Origin of the sequence: Streptacidiphilus neutrinimicus, assembly GCF_000787815.1 — a bacterium.
In the GTDB taxonomy this organism is placed as follows: domain Bacteria; phylum Actinomycetota; class Actinomycetes; order Streptomycetales; family Streptomycetaceae; genus Streptacidiphilus; species Streptacidiphilus neutrinimicus.
Genome location: NZ_BBPO01000018.1, coordinates 70,431 through 92,823, shown reverse-complemented (window position 1 = coordinate 92,823; position 22,393 = coordinate 70,431). Strand labels below are relative to the sequence as shown.

The 22,393-nt window shown below is 68.5% G+C and carries 16 protein-coding genes; 11 read left to right on the top strand and 5 right to left on the bottom strand.

The annotated features are described in order from the left end of the window. Window positions 1-29 precede the first annotated feature (29 nt). The 7 genes from TR48_RS14550 (at window position 30) to TR48_RS14515 (ending at window position 15,637) form a co-directional block, all read left to right on the top strand. Window positions 30-3,965 carry a DUF6079 family protein gene (locus TR48_RS14550; RefSeq protein ID WP_042366886.1) on the top strand — a complete coding sequence of 1,312 codons (3,936 nt, stop codon included), beginning with the start codon at window positions 30-32 and terminating at the stop codon, window positions 3,963-3,965. Further along, entirely contained in the window at window positions 3,965-6,751 is a 2,787-nt protein-coding gene (pglZ, locus tag TR48_RS14545) for a BREX-2 system phosphatase PglZ (protein ID WP_042366884.1), read from the top strand. Before TR48_RS14550 ends, pglZ begins: the two co-directional genes overlap by 1 nt. Further along, window positions 6,748-8,079, top strand: a complete 1,332-nt coding sequence (gene brxD / locus TR48_RS14540; protein WP_042366882.1) for a BREX system ATP-binding protein BrxD — start codon at window positions 6,748-6,750, stop codon at window positions 8,077-8,079. The genes pglZ and brxD overlap by 4 nt, the downstream gene beginning before the upstream one ends. Then, complete coding sequence (locus tag TR48_RS14535) at window positions 8,076-10,238, top strand: DEAD/DEAH box helicase (RefSeq protein ID WP_042366879.1); 2,163 nt, start codon at window positions 8,076-8,078, stop codon at window positions 10,236-10,238. The genes brxD and TR48_RS14535 overlap by 4 nt, the downstream gene beginning before the upstream one ends. A 671-nt stretch (window positions 10,239-10,909) precedes the next feature. Then, window positions 10,910-12,406: a hypothetical protein gene (locus tag TR48_RS45530; RefSeq protein ID WP_236652149.1), complete on the top strand. Its 1,497-nt coding sequence runs from the start codon at window positions 10,910-10,912 to the stop codon at window positions 12,404-12,406. 774 nt (window positions 12,407-13,180) lie between these two features. Further along, window positions 13,181-14,674, top strand: a complete 1,494-nt coding sequence (gene ltrA, locus TR48_RS14520; RefSeq protein ID WP_042366875.1) for a group II intron reverse transcriptase/maturase — start codon at window positions 13,181-13,183, stop codon at window positions 14,672-14,674. Between the two features lie 126 nt (window positions 14,675-14,800). Beyond that, window positions 14,801-15,637 (top strand): IS982 family transposase, encoded by an 837-nt coding sequence (locus TR48_RS14515; protein WP_042366961.1) that lies wholly within the window; start codon window positions 14,801-14,803, stop codon window positions 15,635-15,637. Between the two features lie 19 nt (window positions 15,638-15,656). Here the strand turns inward: TR48_RS14515 and TR48_RS14510 are convergent, their stop codons facing one another. Both TR48_RS14510 and TR48_RS14505 read right to left on the bottom strand, forming a co-directional pair. Next, window positions 15,657-16,973 carry a site-specific integrase gene (locus TR48_RS14510; protein WP_236652147.1) on the bottom strand — a complete coding sequence of 439 codons (1,317 nt, stop codon included), beginning with the start codon at window positions 16,971-16,973 and terminating at the stop codon, window positions 15,657-15,659. A 206-nt stretch (window positions 16,974-17,179) separates the two neighbouring features. After that, complete coding sequence (locus TR48_RS14505) at window positions 17,180-17,827, bottom strand: helix-turn-helix domain-containing protein (protein ID WP_042366871.1); 648 nt, start codon at window positions 17,825-17,827, stop codon at window positions 17,180-17,182. An 89-nt stretch (window positions 17,828-17,916) separates the two neighbouring features. On the opposite strand from TR48_RS14505, the gene TR48_RS14500 reads away from it, so the two are divergent. Continuing rightward, on the top strand, window positions 17,917-18,213 hold the full coding sequence (locus TR48_RS14500) for a helix-turn-helix transcriptional regulator (RefSeq protein ID WP_042366869.1): 297 nt from the start codon (window positions 17,917-17,919) through the stop codon (window positions 18,211-18,213). Window positions 18,214-18,272: 59 nt separating this feature from the next. Here the strand turns inward: TR48_RS14500 and TR48_RS14495 are convergent, their stop codons facing one another. The 3 genes from TR48_RS14495 to TR48_RS14490 are packed head-to-tail and all read right to left on the bottom strand — an operon-like array spanning window position 18,273 to window position 19,497. Beyond that, window positions 18,273-18,704: an HD domain-containing protein gene (locus tag TR48_RS14495; RefSeq protein WP_369405581.1), complete on the bottom strand. Its 432-nt coding sequence runs from the start codon at window positions 18,702-18,704 to the stop codon at window positions 18,273-18,275. Window positions 18,705-18,716: 12 nt separating this feature from the next. After that, on the bottom strand, window positions 18,717-18,854 hold the full coding sequence (locus TR48_RS46585) for a hypothetical protein (protein WP_369405578.1): 138 nt from the start codon (window positions 18,852-18,854) through the stop codon (window positions 18,717-18,719). Window positions 18,855-18,873: 19 nt separating this feature from the next. Further along, complete coding sequence (locus TR48_RS14490) at window positions 18,874-19,497, bottom strand: HAD family hydrolase (RefSeq protein ID WP_042366867.1); 624 nt, start codon at window positions 19,495-19,497, stop codon at window positions 18,874-18,876. A gap of 164 nt (window positions 19,498-19,661) precedes the next feature. Here TR48_RS14490 and TR48_RS14485 point away from each other — a divergent pair, with 164 nt between their 5' ends. The 3 genes from TR48_RS14485 (at window position 19,662) to TR48_RS14475 (ending at window position 22,308) form a co-directional block, all read left to right on the top strand. Beyond that, window positions 19,662-20,891: a helix-turn-helix domain-containing protein gene (locus tag TR48_RS14485; protein WP_042366865.1), complete on the top strand. Its 1,230-nt coding sequence runs from the start codon at window positions 19,662-19,664 to the stop codon at window positions 20,889-20,891. Between the two features lie 524 nt (window positions 20,892-21,415). Further along, window positions 21,416-21,799, top strand: coding sequence for an ATP-binding protein (locus TR48_RS14480; RefSeq protein ID WP_063770988.1), 384 nt, complete (start codon window positions 21,416-21,418; stop codon window positions 21,797-21,799). Continuing rightward, a complete protein-coding gene (locus TR48_RS14475; RefSeq protein ID WP_042366861.1) occupies window positions 21,793-22,308 on the top strand; it encodes a hypothetical protein in 516 nt (171 codons plus the stop codon). Before TR48_RS14480 ends, TR48_RS14475 begins: the two co-directional genes overlap by 7 nt. Window positions 22,309-22,393 lie beyond the last annotated feature (85 nt).

Genomic DNA, 22,393 nt, shown 5'->3' with positions numbered 1-22,393 from the left:
GCGACGGGTGACGAGGACGGGAGCGGCTGATGGCCGGGGCCAGCGAGATCGTGCTGAGGGACGTCCTCGACATCAAAGAGGACGTGCACGCTGGCGATTTCAAGGTCGAGCTGTCCCAGGGCTTCACCGGCTCCTCGGCCGGGTCGGTCAAGGACTACGTCGTCACCCCCCAGCTGGCGGCGGAGTTCGACAAGGCGCTGAAGCTGGTGCGCGGCGCGGTACGGAAGAACACCTCCTACGCCGCCTACCTCCACGGCTCCTTCGGCGCCGGTAAGAGCCACTTCCTGACCGTCCTGCACGCGGTGCTGAACAACGAGGCGGACGACGCCCGGCCGCGCCTGCGCGAGGTGATCACGCAGCACCAGGACTGGCTGCCCGGCAAGCGGTTCCTCATGGTCCCCTATCACCTGGTCGGGGTGCCGAACCTGGACTCGGCGCTGCTCGGCGGCTACGTGCGGACGGTGCGGGAGCAGCGGCCCGAGGCGTCCACTCCGCTGGTCTTCAAGGCGGACGCGCTGCTCGCCGACGCTCGCAGCCTGCGGGAATCCCTCGGCGACGAGGCGTTCGCCAAGCTGTTGCCGGTCGCCGCGCCGGTCACCGGCGCGCTCGACTCCGCCGACGGCGCGGACGAGGACGAGCTCCGTCCCATCGGCGCTGTCGCCGCGACCGCCTGGTCCACCGCCGACCTGGACGCGGCCTTCAACGCGCCGGCCCACGACAGCCGGCGTGCCGCGTTGGTCTCCGCGCTGACTGACGGCCCGATGAAGGCTTACGCGCACAGCGCGCAGACCGACGGCGACGCGTACATCTCCCTCGACGACGGCCTGAGCGTGATCAGCCGGCACGCCCACTCGCTCGGCTACGACGGCATCGTGCTCTTCCTGGACGAGCTGATCCTCTGGCTGCAGGCTCGGATGCGGGAGCGCACCTTCGTCAACGACGAGATCCAGAAGCTGGTCAAGGTCATCGAGTCCAGCAACGCCGTCCGGCCGGTGCCGATCGTCACCTTCGTCTCGCGGCAGCGCGACCTGTCCCAGCTCGTCGGCTCGGACATCCTCGGCGCCGACGTGGAGAGCCTGGAGCAGGCGCTGACCTATCTCAACGAGCGCTTCGACGTGATCAACTTGGAGGACCGCAACCTTCCGGAGATCATCAAGGAGCGGGTGCTGCAGCCCCGGGCGGGGCAGCGGCCCGTGCTCGACCAGGCATTCGCAGGCATCGACCGGTCCAGTCAGCTGGTGAAGGACATCCTGCTGGACGACGGCGGGGCGACCCACGCGGACTGGGACGACTTCCGTGCCGTCTACCCGCTGTCGCCCGTGCTGCTGAACGTCGTGGTCGCCCTCTCAGGCGCGCTTCAGCGCGAGCGCAGCGGCCTGAAGCTCATCCAGGAGCTGCTGGAGCGGAACGCCGGTGCCCCGCTCGGCCAGCTCGTGCCGCTCGGCGACCTGTGGGACGTGCTGGCCGACCCCAACCGCAGCGGCGCGGCATTCACCGACCGACTCAAGCACGAGTTCGACGCGGCGAAGCGGTTCCATGCCAAGGCGTACGACCATCTGCTGGAGAAGTACGGGCGCGCGGACCACCCCGACCTCGTCGCGGACGATCGATTCGTCAAGACGCTGCTGCTGGCGGCGCTGGCTCCGGACGTCCCCGCGCTGCGTCGGCTCACCGGGGCCCGGCTGGCGGCGCTGAACCACGGGTCGGTCCGGTCGCGGACCGTGCCGGTGGGTGCGAGGGTCGCCGAGCGGCTGCGCGCCCTCCAGGGGGTGTTCCCCTCGGAGCTGCGGGCGGAGGGCAACGACCCGGCCTTCTCGCTGCACCTGTCCGACCTCGATGTGGAGCCGCTGCTGGAGGTCGTCGCCGGCGAGGACAAGCCGGGCGTGCGCCGGGTGTGGCTGCGGGACCGGCTCTGGGAGCTCCTCGGGGTGAAGCCCGGGCAGCTCGTCGACGAGCGCGAGGTCGTGTGGCGCGGCACCAAGCGCACGGTCGAGTTCGTCTTCGGCAACGTGGCCGACTCGCGCGACCTGCCCGACGAGCAGTTCACTCCGGCCACGCCGGGCAGTGTCCGCTTCGTCGTGGACTACCCCTTCGACGAGGACCACCACCGCTACCCCAGCTACGACTTCCAGCGGGTGGAGGAGCTGCGGAAGAACGGCCACGAGGCGCACACGCTGATCTGGCTGGCGGACTTCTTCTCCGAGCAGCGCAAGGCGCAGCTGGGCCGGCTGATGCGGATCAACTTCCTGCTGGAACGCAACCGGCTGTTGGAGTTCACCGGCACCTACTCCCCTGAGGATCGAGCCAAGGCCCAGAAGCAGTTGGAGCTGGCCCAGAGCACGCTCACCGGATCTCTGGTCGGCGCGCTCGGTGAGGTCTACGGCATCGCCGAGGTCAAGGAGGGAACAGTCGCGGCCGAGGTGGTCGACGGCCGCCATGTCCTCTCACTGGAGCCGCGGTTCCCGCGCCCGCAGCCGGAGGGGGCCAAGACCTTCGCCGACAACCTCCAGCACCTGGCCGACGGCCTGCTCTCGGCGCTCCACCCGAAGCACCCGGACTTCGGCATGGACCGCGCCGGGCAGCGCAAGGCCGTCACCCCGGCCGAGCTGCGGACCACCCTGGAGTGGTTGACCCGAGCCATGGACGAGGGTGGTCGGGTGGAGGTCGACACGCATCAACTCGCCACCGTCAAGCGCATCGTGGAACCGCTGGAGCTCGGTGCCGTGCACGAGGGCCCGTTGGTGCTGCGCGCCGACTGGCGGACCCGGGTCAACCAGGCCGCGGCCGCCCAGTTGCCGCGGGAACAGGATCGGGAGGTGATCGCGGTCGAGGATATTCGCGGCTGGATCACCAAGGACCTTGGCTACACCGGTCTCGACAAGCTCACCGGAAACCTGCTGATCGCCGCCTACGCGCTGCTCGACGACCGGGCGTGGGTCTACCACAACGGTCCCGAGACCGATGCGCCCGACCTCGCCGCGATCGGTCCCGGCTGGGGGCTCAAGTCTCAGCCGCTGCCCAGCGAGGAGGAGTACGCGGCCGCCCGGGACCGGGCGACCAGGCTCTTCGGCGTCCTGTCCAAGCCAGGTCCGTACGCGCGCAACGTCCACCAGCTCGCCACCGGGATCCGGGCGAAGGCGGAGCCGTTCGAGACGGCGGTGGCCGGCGTGCGCGCCTCGCTGGAGAGCCATGCCGTGCTGCTCGGGCTTGACGGGCAGGCGTCCGTACCCCGCCTGGTGCACCTGCGGGAGGCGGCCGGCCTCCTGGCCCGTCTCAGCCGACACGGCAGCGACGCGACCGGACTGGTTCGGGAACTGGCCGCGGTCTCCTACGAGACGTCGGAGCGGGAGCTGTCGAAGACGATGAGCTCCTCTGCGGAGGTTCTGACGGCTCTGGACGGCACCGACTGGCGGGTGCTGGCCAGCGTCCGTGAGCTGTGCGACAGGGACGACAGTGTGGGGGACCGGGCCCGCCGACTGCTGGAGCAGGTCGCCGAGGCAGCCCACGCCACCGAGGACGAGCGGAATCTGGCGCCGGTGCTCAAGCCCGTCCGCAACACCGGGATGGCGATCCTGGACGCGGCACTCAAGGTGGAGCGGGGCCAGCCTGCACCAGCTGGTCCGGGCCCGGACCAGATCTCGCTGACCGAGCACGGCACCCCGCAGGTGCCCTCGGCACTCCCGACGCCCACCGCCGGCGGGGGCAGTAGCCTGCCCGGTACTTCAGCGGCGACCGTCACTGGGTCCGGGCCGGCCCTCGTACGGCGGGTCGTCGCGCCGGAGGCTTCCGGGTTGGAGGCGCTGTTGCAGGGCGAGCTCGCTTCGCTGCAGCACGAGATCGCGGAGTTCCGTACGGCCAACCCGGATGCCGCGGTCGAGATCAGCTGGCGTCCGCTCCCGAACGCGACCGACCAGGGCCAGGAGCAGCAGGGCCCGACGGAGCACGGGCACGGAGGCCTGTTCTGATGCCCCCGCGTCCCACCGCCGGGCGGCGCGCCCTGGAGGCGCTGTTGCAGGGCGAGCTGACCAAGGCCGAGGGCTGCGACCTCGTCCTCGTCGACGCCGTCTACGAGGGCTCGGACGCGGACTCCGAGTTCACCGTCCGCGTCGGGGGCGGGCAGCGTCGGGTGCGGGTCACCAACCAGGACTCCCCGCTCGGCGTCGTCGAAGCATGGCACGAGCACCGCTCGCGGTCGGGCAGGGGCGAGGGCGCCGTCCTCGTGGTGACTGGCACAGTCCCCGCGGACCAGCTCGGGTGGGATCTCCGGGCGCACGCGGTCGGCAGACGACCGCTCGCCGTCGACCGCGCCGAGATCGTGAAGCAACTGTTCGGGGTCGCCGATCTGGACACCCGTATGGTGGGAGAGAGCTGGCTGCTCGATGCCCTGCTGGAAGCCGAGCCATTGGACGGCTGGCCACGCGGGGGAGCCGTACTCACCAGAGACCGAGCCCTGTGCGCATTGCTCGCGGTCCGTCTCGGCCTAGGTGATATCCAGGCCGATGCACTGGACACCGATGCGGACACCTTGTTCGCCTGGACTCGCACGCCAGGCGGGCCCACGCGGTTCGCCGCACTGCCCGGCGCCGAGCGTGCAGGGCTCAGCGACTGGCTGGCGCAGGCTATCGGACCGGCCGCGCCCACGCTCCTGGCACTGGCGGCCGGGGGCCGCGGCGCAGACGCCCTGCCCCTGGGCGCTCTGGCGGCCAGGGCTCTCTCCTCGCCAGCGGCCGAGGCCGCCAGCTTCGGGCTGGGCACGCTCTTCGGCTCCGCGCTCGACTCCTTCGAGGCCCTGCGTCCCTTCGCCGCCGCCGCCAGTGGTGTGCTCGCGCGCTGGATCGCGCAGGCCGAGGGGGGCGGCCCACAGCGCGAGGAGAACCGCCGCCGCGTCCTGGACGTCCTGGAACGGGCCGACGCCCTTGCCGCGGAGGTCAGACTCACTCCGCTGGTCGGGTTGGACGGGCTGCTTCCCTCGGGATACCGGGGGCGGCTGCGCGCGCTCGCTGCGACGCTCGACGGTCCCGCTGCGCAGGCAAGCAGGGCGCTCGAGGAGCTGATTGAGCATCAGCTCTCGTTCCTTCATGTCGAGTCCACCGAGAAGGCATCTGCGGCGGTGCGGCTGCGGCGCTGGCTGGAGGAGCCGTTGCCGGAGGCGGACTCGGTGGCCGAGGCGGTCTCGGCCCATCTAGCCCAGACGGCATGGGTTGACCTGGCGATGACGGTTCTTGCCGAGGGCGACGATTCGCGCGACACCACGGTCGGGGAGGCGTACCACCGTCTGATAGGAGCGGCCCGCGCACGTCGTCGGCGTGTGGACGAGAGGTTCGTCCCGCTGCTGGCCGTGTGGGCGGAGCATGCCTCGCAGCAGGCGCCCGGTGGCGCACTGCTGATCGAGGACGTGCTGGCCAGGACTGTGGCGCCGCTGGCCCTGGACGGGGGACGACCGCTGGTCCTGGTCCTCGACGGCATGAGCGTCGACGTAGCCGTCCAACTGGCGGGTGAACTCGATCCGAGGATCTGGACCGAGATCGTGCCCAGGTCGGAGCGGGGCGAGTCGCACCTGCGGCAGGCAGCCGTGTCGATGCTGCCGTCGCTCACCAAGATCAGCCGGACGTCCCTGCTCTGCGGCCGGCGAGCCGAAGGCGGCCAGAGCGTTGAGCAGGCAGGCTTCAGCGCGTTCTGGAAGAAGCGCCGCCGCGGTGCACGCCTCTTCCACAAGGGCGACTACGAGGGCGCTCCGGGGCACCGGCTGGACCCCGCCCTTCAGGAGGCCCTTGCCTCCGAGGACGTGGTCGCGGTGGTGCTGAACACCATCGACGACGCGCTCGACGACGGTCGTGAGGGCGCACGGGCGCGGTGGGGGATCAGAGACGTCGCCAAGCTGCAGGACCTGCTGAACGCGGCCCGCGACCACGGTCGGCCGGTCGTGCTCGTCTCTGATCACGGCCATGTCCTGGACCGCACGCCCCGTGATCACCAACAACCTGCCGTCACGGGGGTCGGCGGGGCCCGCTGGCGGGTCGGCCCGGCGCGTGAGGGCGAGGTCGAGTTGACCGGCCCGCGGGTGCTCGCCGGGGACGGGCGAGTCACGGCCGCCTGGAGGGAGGACCTGCGCTACACGGCACGGCAGGCCGGCTACCACGGTGGTGCGTCCCTGGCCGAGGTGACCGTTCCGGTCATCACGGTCGTGCCCTCCAGCGTCGATGTTCCTGCCGGCTGGACGCTGGTGCCACTGGAGCAGGTCGCGCCAGCGTGGTGGCGAGGTGACGGCGTGTCCGCACGCGATGTCGTCGTCGGAGCCGGCCCTTCCGGTGGAGCAGAGCTCGCTGCAGTCGACGAGATGACGGCGTCCGCCCCCGCACAGGAAGGGAGCAGCCAGGCCACTGCCGCTCACTCGGGTGCGGTCACCCGCGGGCAGCAGGTGATCCAGTCCAGCATCTACAGGGCACAGCGGGAGTTCGTCCGACTGGCCCCACAGGACAAGGCCGTCGCCGCCGCCCTGGACGCGCTGCTGGCAGCAGGAGGGCGGCTCTCACCGGCGGCTGTGGCCGCGTCGGCCGAGGCGGCCACGGGGAAGTCGCAGCGGAACCCCGAACGGTTCGCCACGATTCTGGAACGGCTGCTCAACGTCGACGCCTACCCCGTACTTCAGCTCGCTGAGGCCGGGCGTGTGGTCAACCTCGACAAGGAACTGCTGGAGCAACAGTTCCTCAGCGCGCCCAGTACGGAGGCAGCAGGGGAGGTCGACGCGTGAGCACGCCGACCCCGGAGATCAGCGCGGCGCGCAGGCGGGACATCGTTGACGCCCTGCGCCGAGGCACAGTGCCGCAGACCGGGCTCGGCCTGCTCGCGGTCGGCCTCGACCGCTTCGAGACCGCACTCGACGAGGACCTCGCCACCGTGGCCCGAGGCGGCTCGGCCTTCCACGCGCTGCGCGGCGAGTACGGTGCGGGCAAGACCTTCTTCGCCCGCTGGCTCGCGGAGCGTGCGAAACGCCGGGGGCTTGCCGTCAGTGAGGTGCAGATCTCCGAGACCGAGACGCCGTTGCACCGCCTGGAGACGGTCTACCGGAGGTTGGTGGAACGGCTCACCACAGCCACTCACCAGCCCTCCGCCTTGCGACCGGTGATCGACTCGTGGTTCTACGCCCTGGAGGAGGAGGCACTCGCCGACGGCACATTTGCGGACGACGACGAAGCTGCTCTGGCCAAGGCCGTCGACGAGCTCCTGGAGCGCCGCCTCGCCGAGGTGGCCCGGACGACCCCGGCGTTCTCCGCGGCGCTGCGCGGCTACCGGCGCGCCGTGGCGTCGGGGGACGGCGCCGCGGCCGAGGCGCTCATCGCGTGGCTTGCGGGCCAACGATCGGTCGCTGCTTCGGCGAAGCGGGCCGCAGGAGTCCGCGGTGATCTCGACCACTTCGCCGCGCTGGGCTTCCTCCAGGGTCTGCTGACCGTGTTGCGCGACTGCGGGCACCCGGGCCTGCTGCTGGTGCTGGACGAGGTGGAAACCCTCCAGCGAGTGCGCGGCGATGTGCGGGAGAAGTCGCTCAACGCACTGCGCCAACTGCTGGACGAGATCGACGCCGGGCGCTTTCCCGGTCTCTTTCTCGTCATCACCGGTACGCCTGCCTTCTACGAGGGCCAACAGGGAGTGCAGCGACTCGCGCCCCTCGCGCAACGGCTGGCCACCGATTTCACCACCGATCCACGGTTCGACTCACCGCGCGCCGTCCAACTGCGCCTGCCGGGCTTCGACGCCGAGTCGCTGATCGAGCTGGGACGACGTGCGCGGGACGTCTACGCCGGAGGCGCCCGGCACCCTGAGCGACTGGCTGCCCGCGTCGACGACGGCTACCTCGCAGAGCTCGCACAGGCCGTCACGGGTGCGCTGGGCGGACGGGTCGGCATCGCGCCCCGGCTCTATCTGCGCAAGCTGGTCGCCGACGTGCTCGACCGGGTCGACGAGTTCGAGGACTTCGAACCGCGGCGGCACTACGCCCTGACGGTGCGGCGCGGCGAACTCGACGAGGCCGAGCTGAACGCGGCGAGCAGTGCCGGGGACGTCGAGCTGGAGCTCCCATGACCGACCCGGCCGAGGCAGCCGATCGGCTCGACCCCATGATCGGTCACCACCTCGTCAACTCCCTTGGGTGGCAGACGCTGCGCCCGCTTCAGCAAGAGGCAGTGCAGCCCGTGTCGGACGGGGAGGACGCGCTGCTCCTGGCCCCGACCGCAGGCGGGAAGACGGAGGCCGCCGTCTTCCCGCTGCTCACCCGGATGAACCGACGCGGGTGGAAGGGCACCAGCGTGCTCTACGTCTGCCCGCTCAAGGCATTGCTCAACAACCTGCACCCGCGTCTGGAGACGTATGCGGGATGGCTGGGCAGGACCGCCGAGCTGTGGCACGGCGACATCGGCACCGCCAAGCGCCGTGCCGTGCTGGCGCGGCGCCCGGACATCCTGCTCACCACTCCGGAGTCCTTGGAGTCGATGCTCGTCAGTGTCCACGTCGATCACCAGGCGTTCTTCTCCGGGCTTCACGCGGTAGTGGTCGACGAGGTCCACGCCTTCGCCGGTGACGACCGCGGCTGGCATCTGCTGGCGGTACTGGAACGACTCAGCCGGGTCGCCGGTCGGCCGCTGCAGCGAGTCGGTCTCTCCGCCACGATCGGTAACCCTCACGACCTGCTGGGTTGGCTCCAAGGATCGGGCGAGGGCCGCCGACCGGCCAGAGTGATCGCTCCTGGGGTGCTCACCAGCGCTGAACCGGCTCCGGCAGCGGGAGGCGCCGCCGTGCCGGCGCCCCGCCCCGCCGGAGAGGTGGAGCTCGACTACGTCGGATCGGTGGCGAACGCGGCGACGGTGATCGCGGCCCTGCACCGAGGGGAGAAGAGACTCGTATTCTGTGAGAGTCGGCGCACTGTCGAGGAACTCGGAGAGCAACTGCGCCTGAAGGGCGTCACCACGTTCCTCTCGCACGCCTCGCTCTCGGTGGACGAGCGGCGGCGCGCGGAGGCTGCTTTCGCCGATGCGCGGGACTGTGTGATCGTCTCCACCAGCACCCTGGAACTGGGCATCGACGTCGGCGATCTCGATCGCGTCGTGCAGATCGACGCTCCTGCCACGGTGGCCTCCTTCTTGCAGCGGCTGGGCCGGACTGGGCGCCGGTCTGGCACAGCACGCAACTGCTTGTTCCTCGCCACCACCGAGACCGGGCTGTTGGAAGCCTCGGCCCTGCTGTTGCAGTGGTCGCGCGGCTGGGTGGAGCCGGTCGTCCCGCCGAAGGAGCCACGGCACTTGGTTGCGCAGCAGCTCCTCGCGCTCTGCCTGCAGGAGCACCGGGTCGGTGAGAATCTGTGGCGGGAGTGGTTCGGCGGTGTCGGCCCGTTCGGTCCAGGGGCCGGACCGATCGTCCGGCACCTCGTCGAGGAGGGGTATCTGGACCGCGACGGTGGGCTGCTCTTCATCGGGCCGGAGGCGGAACGCCGTTACGGTCACCGGCACTTCATGAACCTAACGGCAGTGTTCACTGCCCCTCCGGAGTTCACTGTCTTCAACGGCAGGACCGAGCTCGGCCGCACAGACCCCGACCTGCTCACCGAGGAAGTGGAAGGTCCGCGCAAGCTTCTGCTCGCCGGCCGCAGTTGGCTGGTGACCTACATCGACTGGAAGCGGAGACGCTGTTTCGTCGAATCCGTGGACGGCGGTGGCCGGGCTCGCTGGAACGGAGGTGGGGAACGCGTTCGCTCCTTCACCCTCGCCCGGGCCGCCCGCGATGTTCTGCTCGGGGACAATCCACCGGTGAGGCTGACGAACAGGGCCAAGGCCAAGCTCGCCGAAGGACGCGAGACACTGCTGTCCACGATCCACCCGGGAGGGACGCTCATCACAAGGTCCTCGCAGGGCGATGTCCGTTGGTGGACCTGGGCAGGCCACCGAGCCAACGCCACCCTGGCGGCCTCGCTCTCGGGTGTCGTCTCCCCGCATCAGCGGACCGGTGACCTCTGGATCAGACTCCGCGACGAGATCGGCCTGCCGGAGTGGCGGAAGGCTCGGGCCGAGGCGGAGTCAGCCCTGTGCCTGCCCGAGGTCGACGTTCGCGCGGTCCGTGGACTCAAGTTCGCAGATGCGCTTCCGCAGCGCTTGGCTGAAGCCACCCTGGCCGTGCGCGCCGCTGACGAGGCTGGAGCGGTGAAGGTACTAGCCGAGCCGGTGCGTTTTGTGCTGTCTGGTGACGAGTAGCGCTTCGCCGGAAGAGGACTGCGGGAGTACCGCTGGCGTACCGGGACGCCTTGGGACGATCGGCGAACGACAGCAACGAATGAGACGGACTTGGCGCGCGCCGGGTCGCCAGGTCGGGTATTGAGTAGCCCCTGAGCAGCCAGATCTGGGATCTGGTGGGACTATCGGGCGCAGACGGGACCGAGTGGGATCGCCCGGGCCGATGACCCGCTTCGCGGTTCTTGACTATTAATCCGTAGGTTGTGGGTTCGAGCCCCACGCGCCCCACGCGACTAAGACCCAGCTCATGCCCCGTGAGCTGGGCCTTATGCGTCTGGAGGCCGTTCCAGGCCCGCCCGAATTGTGTACTGGCGTACCGATGGCGTACCGGTCGGTGCAGAGGCTGACCACGATGCGCGATTCAGTAGCTCTGGCGCACCGCCGCGAGCAACTCCTGGTTGCGGGCGAGACGCGGTCGGGGCGGCTGGCACAGGCGAGCTGAACGGGGATCTGCGCGGCTGGGAGCGCGCTCGCGTGGCCCAGCCGTACGGCACTGGCGGCAATGGGCGGTCAACCTGGTTCGCCTAAGCCGTTGAGAGGGAAGCTACAAAAGGGCCCGAGCCCCGCGGAGGCGGCGTCCGACTGACGCCCCAGCTCGCACCCGACTGGGCAGGGTCTGGCAGGCTCCCGTCATGGCGATGATCCCTCCTCCCAATGCGATGGACTTCAGCTTCTCCCTGGCCGATGCCGTCGACATCCCGGTACGTGTGCGCTCCGACGGAGTCCTGGCGAAGTGGGACCGACGGAAGGCACCCAAGGCCGTGCTGCCCTGGCCGGCCGCTGGGAAGCTGCCAGCGGACGGCGAGTACCTGGTCACAACCACGTGGCGCCAGCTCCTGACGGCAGCGACCAGCGCTGGCCGCGACTTGGCACCCTGGCTGCGCAAGACGCCGGCATTCGCTGTCAACGAACTCATCGCCCGCGTCAGCCCGCTGCAGGCGTATCTCTCGCTCAAGGACGTCGAGGCACCTGCGGAGGCAGCAGGGCGCCGCCTGTTTGTGAACGCCATCTACCGGCACGGCACGGAGCGCAGTGCCCACGCGGCCTTCGGCTACCACCTCGGCATGACGATGGCTCAGTGGCTGACGGTCGGAATGGCGGGGCTGCCGGCCACGGTGCACTTGGAGGCGTGCGGGATCCCTGAACTGGCGGACCCGACGAAGAAGCTCCCGGATCTCTACGGTAACCACGCTGTCGAGGCGTTGCCTTGGCTGATCGAGGCCAAGGCGCGTAAGGCGCTGGGCGCAGGCGATATGCGCGACGGGCAGTGGCAACTGGATCAGGCAACGGCTGAGATTGCAGTCCCGCACCGTCAGGTGCTCTGCGGAACGGTACTTCCCGAGTCGGGCCGATGGGAGGACGACCACCTCGTCATGATGGTGCACACCGCTCTCGTCGGCCCATCCTCGGGCGGCGGTATTCACTCCCTGCCGGACCCGCCGAGTGGAGGAGGCGCACCTCCGTTGAATGAGTCCCCCGACGAGTTGCTCCGCGTGGCGCGGGACCAACTGCTCGTCTTCCGGGCCCTGGCGTTCGGGGCGGTGCAGGATCTGCGGGTCGTCCCGCTCGCAGAGACGGGAGCGGAGTGGGATGGGCCGCTCGGGCGGGAGGGCAGGCTGAGGCCACTTGAAGGGGACGTCGCTACTCGTGAGCTGCGCGAGATGGTCTTGGGCGGGATTCCTCTTGAGTGGGCTCGGGAGCAGCAGGGTTCGAGAGTTAGGGAGTTCGTGGTCGGGCGTATCCCCGGAATTGGTCTTCATCTGGGCCTATCGCGTGGCCTGTACGCGGCTTGCGCGCGCCTGCACCAAGCGCAGGCGGAGGTGCCGGCGGACGAGCCCCTGTTTCCTGCTGACCCCTTCCTCACACGGCGTGGGGAGGATGAGGAGCGCGAGGAGATGACCCGCGAGGCACGACGCACCTTTTATGAGCGCGAGGAGGAGCGGCTGGTGACGGCCACACGGGAGATGACCCGCGCCTACGCGGCCGAGGAGGTGCCCGCCGGGTTCCTGCGAGCTACGCGCTACGCGGTGGAGCGTCCTGAGGACCGGGGCGGCCTGCTGGAGTCGAGGACGGCCGAGACGTACGTGGCGATCGAGCCGACTGACCCGGTTCTGGCAGATCGCCGCTGATTCCGCGTACTCGGACGCCGGGTGGGCGGGGATGCCCTCCGTCCACCCGACGCCGAGTCAGGTTCTAGACGAGTAGATCCGAAGTTCCGCCCCGCGAAAGGGGCGAGGGTGCCCAAGATCAGTTTGTGACGACCGACCTGAACACCCTCTTGACCGCACTCTACGTGAAGATCGAGTGCGCCACGAAGCTCTGTTGTTGTACCGAATGGGGGTGGAAGACCCTCATCTCCCTTCCGCCGTAGCGGTGGGGTGAAGCTGGAGGCAGTCGGATCCGGGAGTCGCCGGGGACGGCGGGAGCAGCCTCGACAAAGTCGCGACGGTCCAGCACTGCCGGATGGACCGGGCGTGGTGAGCGAGACGGGAAGGTATACGCGAGGAACCGGCTGCGTTACGCCTCTTGATCACGTGCCAGCTCTAACCCGGTGGATGCGGGCTGGATCGCGGTGCGCACTCGCCACTCATAGTGGCGGCGAGGAACTTCCGACAAGGGTCTTCGATGTCCGAATCGGGAGGTCACGGTGAATTGTCTACGGCAGTAGTCGTGACGACGCCGCAGGGGTAAAGCCGGGTGCCTAACCCGTCGATCGGACAACAGGGAACGTGGGAACCATCCGCACGCGTTCCTGCCGCCTTTCCCCTCCAGGGACGGTCGGTGGGATAGGTGCGACGTCTGCCGAAGGTGCGGAGGGGGCGGAGCCGCCGTAGTACTTCGAGCCGGGGAAAGCCCGAGCACATGGAGAAGGGCGGCAGCGTGTCAGACAAGGAGTGCATGTAATGTCCGGAGATGCGCCGGTGAATACCGGCGCCGCGTCATGGCCGGATGCAGATTCGGCTGAGATCGCGGTACGGAGAATGCAGAGCAAGTTGCACCGCTGGGCGGCCGAGGAACCCGGCCGCTGTTTCGATGATCTGTTCAATCTGGTGCACGACCCGGCGTTCCTTAGGGCTGCGTGGCAACGCGTGTCCACCAATAGGGGCGCCAAGACAGCAGGAATCGACAAGGTCACAGCACCCATGGTCGAAACCTGGGTCGGGGTCGATGTCTTCCTGGCCCGGCTCCGGGACTTGCTAAAGTCAGGCGAGTACCGTCCGGCCGAGGTGCGACAGGTGATGATCCCGAAAGGGAAGAGTTCGGGGAAATTCCGGAAACTCGGGATTCCCACCATCACAGATCGCGTGGTCCAGGCAAGCCTGAAAGCAGTGCTCGAGCCCATTTTCGAGGCGGACTTCAAGCCGTGCTCGTACGGGTTCCGCCCGAAACGGCGCGCACATGACGCCATCGCCGAGATTCACTATCTGGCCTCCGGATCCAGGGATTATCACTGGATACTGGAGTGCGACATCAAAGCCTGTTTCGACGAGATTGATCACACGGCGCTGATGAACCGCTTCCGGACAAGGATCAAGGACAAGCGCATCTGCGGGCTGGTGAAGGCGTTCCTGAAGTCCGGGATCCTCACCGAACTCGGAAATCGGGAAGAGTCGCTGACGGGGACTCCACAGGGAGGGATTCTTTCGCCGCTGCTCGCCAATATCGCTTTGTCCGCGCTGGACGATCACTTCGACCAGCAGTGGCGCCGCGATATGGGGACACCTTACCGGCGGTCCAAGCGCAAGAAGGACGGCCTTGGCAACTGGCGAATCATCCGCTATGCGGATGATTTCGTTCTGGTGGTATCGGGAAACCGTCACCATGCCGAGGCCCTGCGCGAGGAAGTGGCGGTCGTGCTCGCCCCACTGGGGCTGCGGCTGGCACCTGAGAAGACCCGAGTGGTCCACATCGACGAGGGCTTCGACTTCCTCGGGCACAATATCCGCCGCCAGCGGAAACGAGGAACCGCGAAGCACTACGTCTACACCAAACCCTCCAAGAAGTCCATCGCGTCGATCAAGGATAAGGTGAGGGAGCAAACGTACAGATCAACCCGCCATATGGAACTGGACGAACTGCTGAGCAGCCTCAACCGAACCCTGGCGGGATGGGCGAACTTCTTTCGATACGGAGTGTCAAAGGCGGTCTTCGCCTCAGTCGACCATCACACCTGGTGCCGATTGATGCGCTGGATCCGTGCCAAGTACACAGGGAAGCACCGGCTCGGGATGAAGGAAATGCGAAACCGCTTCTGCGACAGGGGATGGCGCTTCGCCTACAACGGGGTCGTTTTCACCGGCGCGGCCAGCGTCACGGTGGAACGCTACCGCTACCGCGGCAGTGATATCCCGACCCCATGGCCCTCGAAACCAGCAGCCGCCCCGGCAAGCGGCTGACCGGCGGTCAAGACACGTGGAGCGCCCGGTGCGGAGTAATTCGCACGCCGGGTGCGGGAGGGGGCCCGAGGGAGACGACCGACGGAAACGTCGGCACCGCGCCCACGGGCCTACCTCACCGACGAGATCGGAGGGACGCGGTGGATGGGCCGCCCGCCCCTGCTCAGCGACTCCGAACTCGTCTGTCTCGCGGTGGCGCAAGCGCTCCTCGGCTACCACTCCGAGGCCCGCTGGCTGCGCTACGCCCGCAAGCACCTGTGCGGGATGTTCCCGTACCTGCCGCAGCGAGCGGGCTACAACAAGCGCCTCCGTGCGTCGTTGCCGCTGGTCAAGCGCATGATCCGGGAACTCGCCCGGGACAGCGACTTCTGGACGGACACGGTGTGGCTCACCGATTCCACCCCGGTGCCGTGCGGCATGTCGCGCCCCACCGTCCAGCGCTCGAACCTTGCCGGCTGGGCGGGATACGGCTACTGCGCCTCCCACTCCCGCTTCTTCTGGGGCCTGCGCCTGTACCTGGTCTGCACGCCGACCGGCATGCCGATCATGTGGGCACTGGCCAACCCGAAGATCGGCGAGCGCGAGGTTCTGGCCGCGATGCTCGAGGTCGACGCCGAGCTGGTCGCCCGCCGCGAGGGCGTGCTGCTCGTCTCGGACAAGGGCTTTGCCTCGAAGACGTTCGAGAAGGAGCTCGCCGAGCTCGGCATCGAGCTGCTGCGGCCCTCGCTCAAGCGCGAGAAGAAGCGCTACGGCGAGCCCATGCTCAAGAAGGTCCGCCAGCTGATCGAGTCGGTCAACGACACCCTCAAAGGGCAGCTCGACCTGGAACAACACGGCGGGCGGACCTTCGAGGGCGTCGCGATCCGGGTCGCCCAGCGCATCCTGGCGATGACCACCGGCATCTGGCACAACAACCAGATCGGCGCGCCAGTCACACGCTCACTGACCGCCTATGACCACTGATCACTTCGGATCTACTCGTCTAGGCGCCCGCCACGCCTGCTCGCCTGGCCCGGGGGACCAAGGCGACGACGGCTTCGGCCGCCGCGTGGAACAGCTCCCGGAGGACGGTGCCGTAGATCTCGCGGGTGATGGTGGTGGAGCTGTGGCCGAGCATTTTGGAGACGATCTTGATGTCGACGTTGGCAGCGAGAGCCAGGGTCGCAGCGCAGTGCCGCAGGTCGTGCAGGCGAATCGGGGGCAGGCCGAGCGACGCGATCAGCCGCTCAAACAGATCGGTGATCTTGCCTGGGTGCAGTTCTTTCCCGTCTTCGTCGGTGAAGATCCTGACCGCATCCGCAGGGTCCAGGCCGAGGGCGACGAACTCGTCCCGCTGGACCACCCTCTGTCGTGTAAGGAGGGACATCGACTCCGTGTCCATCGCCACGTCACGGCTGCCGGCTTCGGTCTTGGGGATCCCCTCGTAGACGTCCCATCCGTCCTGCACCAACTGAACTGCCACGTTGAGCGAGGCGTTCTCCTCGTCCAGGTCGGTCCACCGGGCACCGCAGGCTTCGCCTCGGCGCAGGCCGCGGAACGCGATGAGGTGGAAGAAAGTGTAGAGGCGGTGGTCGGCGATGCCGTCGAGGAAGCGGCCGATTAGGTGCGGCGGCCACACCATGACCGGTGACGGCCGAACTCCTGTTTTCTCCCAGGCTCGGATACGCTCCGGTGTCCACAGGACAGCCTTCCGCGGCTTCGGGGCGGGCAGTTCCGTGAGGCTGGCGACGTTCAGGTTCGGGATGATCTGTCGGCGGATCGCCACGTTGAGCGCTGCGCGCAGCGTCCGGCGGATGCTGTGCTGGGTGGCCACGTCCGTGATGCGACGGAAGGGTGGCAAGCCGGCGAGCTGCCCGCGCAGCTCCTTCCGGAGCGCCCGGTGTGCCGCTCCCTTGTTCGGCGTCGCGTTGAGCCTGTCACGCACCGCTGCGCGTTCGGCGTTGGCCAGCAGGATCGCCGCGTTCTGTTCGGTGATCTTCGCGAACATCTGCTCCACATGGACCACTTCGAGCTTGCCCAAGCGGTGGTGGCCCAGGTGCGGCTTGAGGTGGTTGCGGACGTGCCCCTCGTAGCTGCTGCGGGAGGTCCGCCGCAGTGCCGCCTTGCCCTCCAGCCACTGGTCGAGCCAGTCGCCGACGGTCACCTCATCGGTCAACTTCACCCGGACCGCGTACCTTCGGGTGATCTCGGTCAGTTCGGGCAGAGGACCACCGGTCTTTGAGCACTCCTCCAGGAGATCGCTGATGGCAGTCCGCGCATCCGCGTCCTCCTTGGCCGGGACGCTCATGAGCGCGCGCACGGCGTCGAGGAACTCTCCGGCGGCGGTGCTGCTGGCGAAGCCCTGGCGGGCGAAGCGGCGGACCCGCCCGTCCGTCGCCGGGTACAGCGTCAGCCGTGCCCGCCACGTGCCGTGCCGACGATTGCTCAGCTTGGGGCACTGCGAGCCGTACGCGCGCCGGGTGCCCGGTATCCGGCAGGTGCACCTGCGCTCCACGCCGGTGTCACTCATCGGCCGCTCCTGCCGGAGTCCGAGTCGTCCACCCAGGCGATCTCACGGGGCAGGGGAGAAGGGCTGAGGCCGCGACGGCGCATGTCGTCCCGCAGCCTCCCCAACGCCAGGCAGTCCTTCCTGGCGATCTGCTCGAAGGCCGCTGCGTTCTCCTGCGCCAGGTCCCGCTGCTCGGGGTCCTCGACTCGGGAGGCCAGGCGCCGCCGCTCGCTGGCCAGGCGGTCGCTCTGCACGGCGGCCTGGACGGAGAGGACATGGCTGCGATGATCTTCCAGATCCCCACGAGGCGTACCCTCGCCAGCAGGTTCCTCCAACGGCTCCTCCCCGGTGAACCACGAGGCCGCCTCCCAGGCCGTCACGCTCTTGACTGGCGTCTTGTTCACATCGCCGCCGGACAACGGGAAGACGAGGCTAACGGGGGGAACGCCCAGTGCCTCGGCCAATACCAGCAGCTCGGCGAGCGTCAACCCGTCGCGGCCACCAGTCTCGATCTTCGACACCGCCGAGGCAGAGAGCTTGCTGTACCCCAGTGCCTGACAGGCACCGACCAGCTCCGCCCCGGTCCAGCCAAGCCGCTTGCGCTGGGCTGCCACCTGAGCCCCCACCCGGCGCGTCAGCTCCTGCATCCACTCCAGAGTCTCCATGAGAACGATAATAGTCCTGATTCACGCTTCTGGAGCGAATCTGCTTAGGGTGTCCTCGATCACGGAGGAAGAACCCTGGGGAGGAAGCTGTGGGAGCACACGCGCGGACCGGACCGAACTTCTACAAGGCTCTGACCCTGGCTGAGGTGCTGGCCCTGCCGGCAGTGGTCGACCTCGACATTGCCAACCAGGCGTTCGGGCTCGGCCGCAGCACTGGCTACCGGCAGGCGAAGGCCGGCACATACCCGTGCCCCGTGATCCGCCTTCCCGCCGGCGGGTACCGAGTCGCTTCCGCTGAGATCCTGCGCGTCATCGGCGTCGAGCCGGCCACCCTCGGTGCTGGCGCCGAAGATGCTGCGGGCCAGCCGCTTGGAGAATCGGCCTGAGAGGGCGAGTTCGGTGCCTCCTGCACTCCAAGAGGGAGGCCGCCAGGCACTCAGGCTGTTCAGCGCAGATAGGTGCGCTGCCACTCCGTGATCGTCATGCCCTTCGCTGCGTCGGCGAGAGCGATCGCGGAGGACGTCTTGAGCTTGGCCTTCGTGGAGTTGACCCACTCGCGGGCCTGGACGTGGCCCTGCTGCAGGTACTCCAGGCCCTGAAGCGCGCAGTCGAGCAGATCCGCATCGTGTGCGACCTGCGACTCTGGGGTTTCCCGGGCCTCGTACTCCGCGATGAGTGACTTGATCCCGTCAGCCACACGCGGATGGGAGTCCGCGACTTGGTCGGCCGTGACGTCTTCGTTCGAGGCTGCCGTCAGGTAGCGGCGGCCGATCCAGGGAATATCCCCGACGCGAGTCTCCTGGGTGTCGTGCAACGTGGCGAGCAGTGCCACCTTCGCCGGGTCAGCCCCCTCCATCATGGCCAGCACGGCGCCGATGACGGCCGTTTGCTAGGAGGGTTCAGCGATCGACTCAGAGTCCGTGACCCCGGCGATCCACCAGCCGCTGCGCTTGGCACGCTTGAGCATGCCCAACTCCAGCAGGAAGCCCGAAGTGCCGATGGCCTCGGGTGTGGGCTGGTCGGTCATGCCGTGTCCTTCCTGACGGTCAGCCGGTCACACAGCCAAGGAGGGCATCCAGCTGGGCAACCGTGTCCTCAGCGTCGGTGTGGTGGATGGTGTGCATGCCCAACTCTGCTGCAGGTGGGAGATTGTGCTCGTGGTCATCAACGAACACGCATTCGTCGCCATTGAGTTGGAGCAGATCCAGGGTGTGCTGGTAGATGGCCGTGTCTGGCTTGCGCACTCCGACCTGTTCGGAGAGCACGATCGCATCCCATTTCCCGTCCCACATGCCCAGCGCCGCGTAGGGGTTGTAGGGGGTCAGGCCGAAGCTGTTGGACAGCATGGCGACCTTGATGCCTGCGGCACGGGCGCGGCGCGCCACGTCAACCATGCGGGGCTCCAGCGGCAGGTTGGCCAACGCGCGACGCATCAGGTCCGTGGGATCGACCCGGAGGATGCGGCCGATGACCTGGTTCCACTCCTCCTGGGTCGCCTCGCCGACCTCCAGGGCCTTGTAGATCGCGACGCCGTCCGGGTGCTCGTTCAGCGCGTGGAAGTAGGCCCCGGGCGTCAGCCCTTCACTTCGCTCGAAGGCTTCGCCATTGAGCCGCATACGGATGGTGACGACGCCACCGAAGTCGAGGATCAGGCCGCGGTAGTTCTGCATGCTGAGGCTCTCCGTACAGGTCTGCGCACCCCCGTATGGGCGTGTGGGCACCGTATACCACGCGGGCGTCCGGTCGGGAACACACTCCCGCGAGCACTGGCCGTGGCCGTACCCTGACAGTGGAGGGTTGCATCGGCTGCGCGCGGTTGAGGGGAACTCAGGTCATGGGCTTGGAGCAGGACTTCGGCGTCGGTGAGCGCATTCGGTACTACCGCGAGCGCGCGGGGCTGTCGCAGAAGGCCATGGCAGAGCTCGTCGGCAGGTCCGAGAACTGGGCCTACAAGGTCGAGAAGGGCGTGCTGCCCATCGACCGCTTGTCCGTCCTCATCGACCTGGCCCGTGTGCTGCACATCCGCGACCTGGCGGACCTGACCGGCGGGGTGCTGACCGGCGCCGTGTCCGGGCCGCAGACCGAGCACGAAGCAGTTCCCGCGATCCGGCGGGTACTCGCGCTGCCATTCTCCCTCCTGCCGTCCGGCATCAGCGAGGTGCCTGTGGACGAGTACCGACAAGCTGTGGATGACGCGTGGCTGGTCTACGAGACCCAGACCAAGGACCGGTACGCCGAAGTCGGCCGCCGGCTGCCGAACCTGCTGCGGCAGGGCTACGCCGCCGTGCGTGACGCCGAAGGCGAAGAGCAGGAGAAGCAGGCCGTTGCCCTCCTGATCTCCATGTACGGCTTGGCACAGATCTGGCTTCGGCGCGTTGGCGAGCCTGTGCAGGCCCGCGTCGCCGCCGACCGCGGGCTGTCGCTCGCGGACCAGGTCGGCGACCCCGCGTTGCTCGCCGCTGCGACGTGGAACCTGTCCTGCGTCCTGACGTCCTCTGGCGAGGTCGCTGACAGCGTCGCCTTGGCCAGGGAGGCGATCGCCAACTGCACGCCCAGCGACGACGCGCCGATCGAGCACCTGTCTGCCTACGGAGCGCTCCACCTACAGGCGTCGGTCGCCGCCGTACGCGCCCACCAAGGCCCAGTCGCCTGGGACTTGTACCGAGGGGCTGAGCGCATGGCGCTGCGAATCGGCCAGGACCGCAACGACTGGCACACGTGCTTCGGCCCGACCAATGTGGCCATGCACGCGGTGCACCTTCGGGCCGAAGAGGGCGACACGGCGGAGGCCCTGCGCGTGGCCGACACCGTCGAGGACGGTAACCCTGACCTGCCGCTGGAGCGCCGGACCCGGTACCTGATCGAGGTCATGAACTGCAACCGCATCCAGCGAGACGACTTTGCCACCGTCTACATGCTCAAGCGGATCACCGACCAGTCACCCGAAGAGGTGGGCTACTCGCCCCTGGTCCGCGAGGCCGTCGCTGACCTGCTCAAGCGGGAAAAGCCCATGTGGCGGCAGGATTTGAGGGCCGTGGCGCAGCACATCGGCATGACCGCGTAAAGATCACTCAGCCCTGACCAGTTGTAAGCCCTGATTTTTCCTCAGGGCCGCTCACCAACCGTGCTTCTACGGTGACAGCATGACGAACCGTCACCCCCCGCACGGAACGTTACGGGCATGGCGCGTCGAACGCGCCCCCGGCACTCCTGAGATGACCCAAGCCGGCCGCATCTCCGTCCCCGTGCGACTGCGCCGAGTCGGCTCCCGCGTGTGCGTGGCTGAGACCACGCTCGTCCTGACCGCCGAGGACGCGCAGGCGCTGCGCGACGAGCTGGCGAACCTCCTGCGCCTCGACGAGCAGGAGGCGTCATGACCACGCCTCGTCGCAGCGCCTCGGACTGGGAACGCCGGCGCGACCTGCTGCTCGCCGCGGCAGGCCTTCACCCCGCCAGCGAGACGGTCGAGGGTGCCTGCCAGGCCCCGCGCTTGAGGATTCCCCGCGATCTGCGGAAGTCCGGACGCGAGAGGCCAACGCCATGACGCAGGCAACCCAAGTTGAGGCTGCGCGAGCCGAGGTATGGGACATGTGGTTCACCCCCTACCCCAAGGCCGTCGCACTCGCCCGGCACCAGTCCCGCAGGGCCCTGACGGATATCGGCGTCCCGCCCGCGACCATCGACGACATCGAGCTGATCGTCAGCGAGCTGCTGACCAACGCCATCCGCCACTGCGATACCAAGCACCTGGTCCACGTCGCGCTGCTCAGCGACGACCAGGCGCTGATCGTTGAGGTTTCCGACCCGAGCCGCGAAAAGCAACCGAGGCCCGTCATCGCCGCCGCCGAGGACGAGGGCGGGCGCGGACTGACGCTCGTCCGAATGCTCGCCACGGAAGTCGGTTTCCGCGACCGAAACCCCGTAGGCAAGACCGTGTGGGCGACCATCCCGACAGGAGATGAAGCATGCTGACCAGCACTCTTCCCCCTTCTGCCGGCGCAAGCGCCGACCGGCTGACTCCCCTCGCGTACGCGTGCACTCACACGGCGTTCCCGGTCGACGGAACGCAGGGCGGCTACTGGCTGAGCCGGTACACCGCTCCGACGCCGAGCGCGGCCCTGCAGTGGCTGCACCGCAAGTTGTGGGAGACCGCCGCGCAGCTTGACGACTCCGCACAACGCATCGCCGAGGACTGGATGACCGACGTCGGCGCGCAGCGCGTCGCCGCCCGCCGCTTAGACAACGGGCTGCCGGTCACCTTCGCGCTCGTCGACGACCAAGCCCGCTACGAAGTCTCCGTGTGTCCTCCGGCTGGCGCGATCAACCTGCCTCGTCTGCGCACTGTGCCCGTGCCGGTACGTCGACGGCACGCCACACCACGGCGGCCCTCTCGGATCCGCCGCCTGGCATACGGGCTCGGTCTGCCCGCCTTCCTCGCCGCCGGCGTCTACGTGGCCCTGTTGAGATGGCCCCTCCCATGACCCCTCTGCTCAACCCACAGCAGAGGCGCCCTGCTTCACCAGCAGGGCCGTGATGCGTCGGGCTCCCTCGTCCCGGCACGTCACA

Coding starts and splice junctions, on each gene's coding strand:
- TR48_RS14475 (WP_042366861.1), top strand. CDS start 21,793: ATGCTGACCAGCACTCTTCCCCCTTCTGCCGGCGCAAGCGCCGACCGG.
- TR48_RS14485 (WP_042366865.1), top strand. CDS start 19,662: ATGGGCTTGGAGCAGGACTTCGGCGTCGGTGAGCGCATTCGGTACTAC.
- TR48_RS14535 (WP_042366879.1), top strand. CDS start 8,076: ATGACCGACCCGGCCGAGGCAGCCGATCGGCTCGACCCCATGATCGGT.
- TR48_RS45530 (WP_236652149.1), top strand. CDS start 10,910: ATGGCGATGATCCCTCCTCCCAATGCGATGGACTTCAGCTTCTCCCTG.
- TR48_RS46585 (WP_369405578.1), bottom strand. CDS start 18,854: ATGACCGACCAGCCCACACCCGAGGCCATCGGCACTTCGGGCTTCCTG.
- TR48_RS14490 (WP_042366867.1), bottom strand. CDS start 19,497: ATGCAGAACTACCGCGGCCTGATCCTCGACTTCGGTGGCGTCGTCACC.
- TR48_RS14550 (WP_042366886.1), top strand. CDS start 30: ATGGCCGGGGCCAGCGAGATCGTGCTGAGGGACGTCCTCGACATCAAA.
- TR48_RS14480 (WP_063770988.1), top strand. CDS start 21,416: ATGTGGTTCACCCCCTACCCCAAGGCCGTCGCACTCGCCCGGCACCAG.
- pglZ (WP_042366884.1), top strand. CDS start 3,965: ATGCCCCCGCGTCCCACCGCCGGGCGGCGCGCCCTGGAGGCGCTGTTG.
- ltrA (WP_042366875.1), top strand. CDS start 13,181: ATGTCCGGAGATGCGCCGGTGAATACCGGCGCCGCGTCATGGCCGGAT.
- TR48_RS14505 (WP_042366871.1), bottom strand. CDS start 17,827: ATGGAGACTCTGGAGTGGATGCAGGAGCTGACGCGCCGGGTGGGGGCT.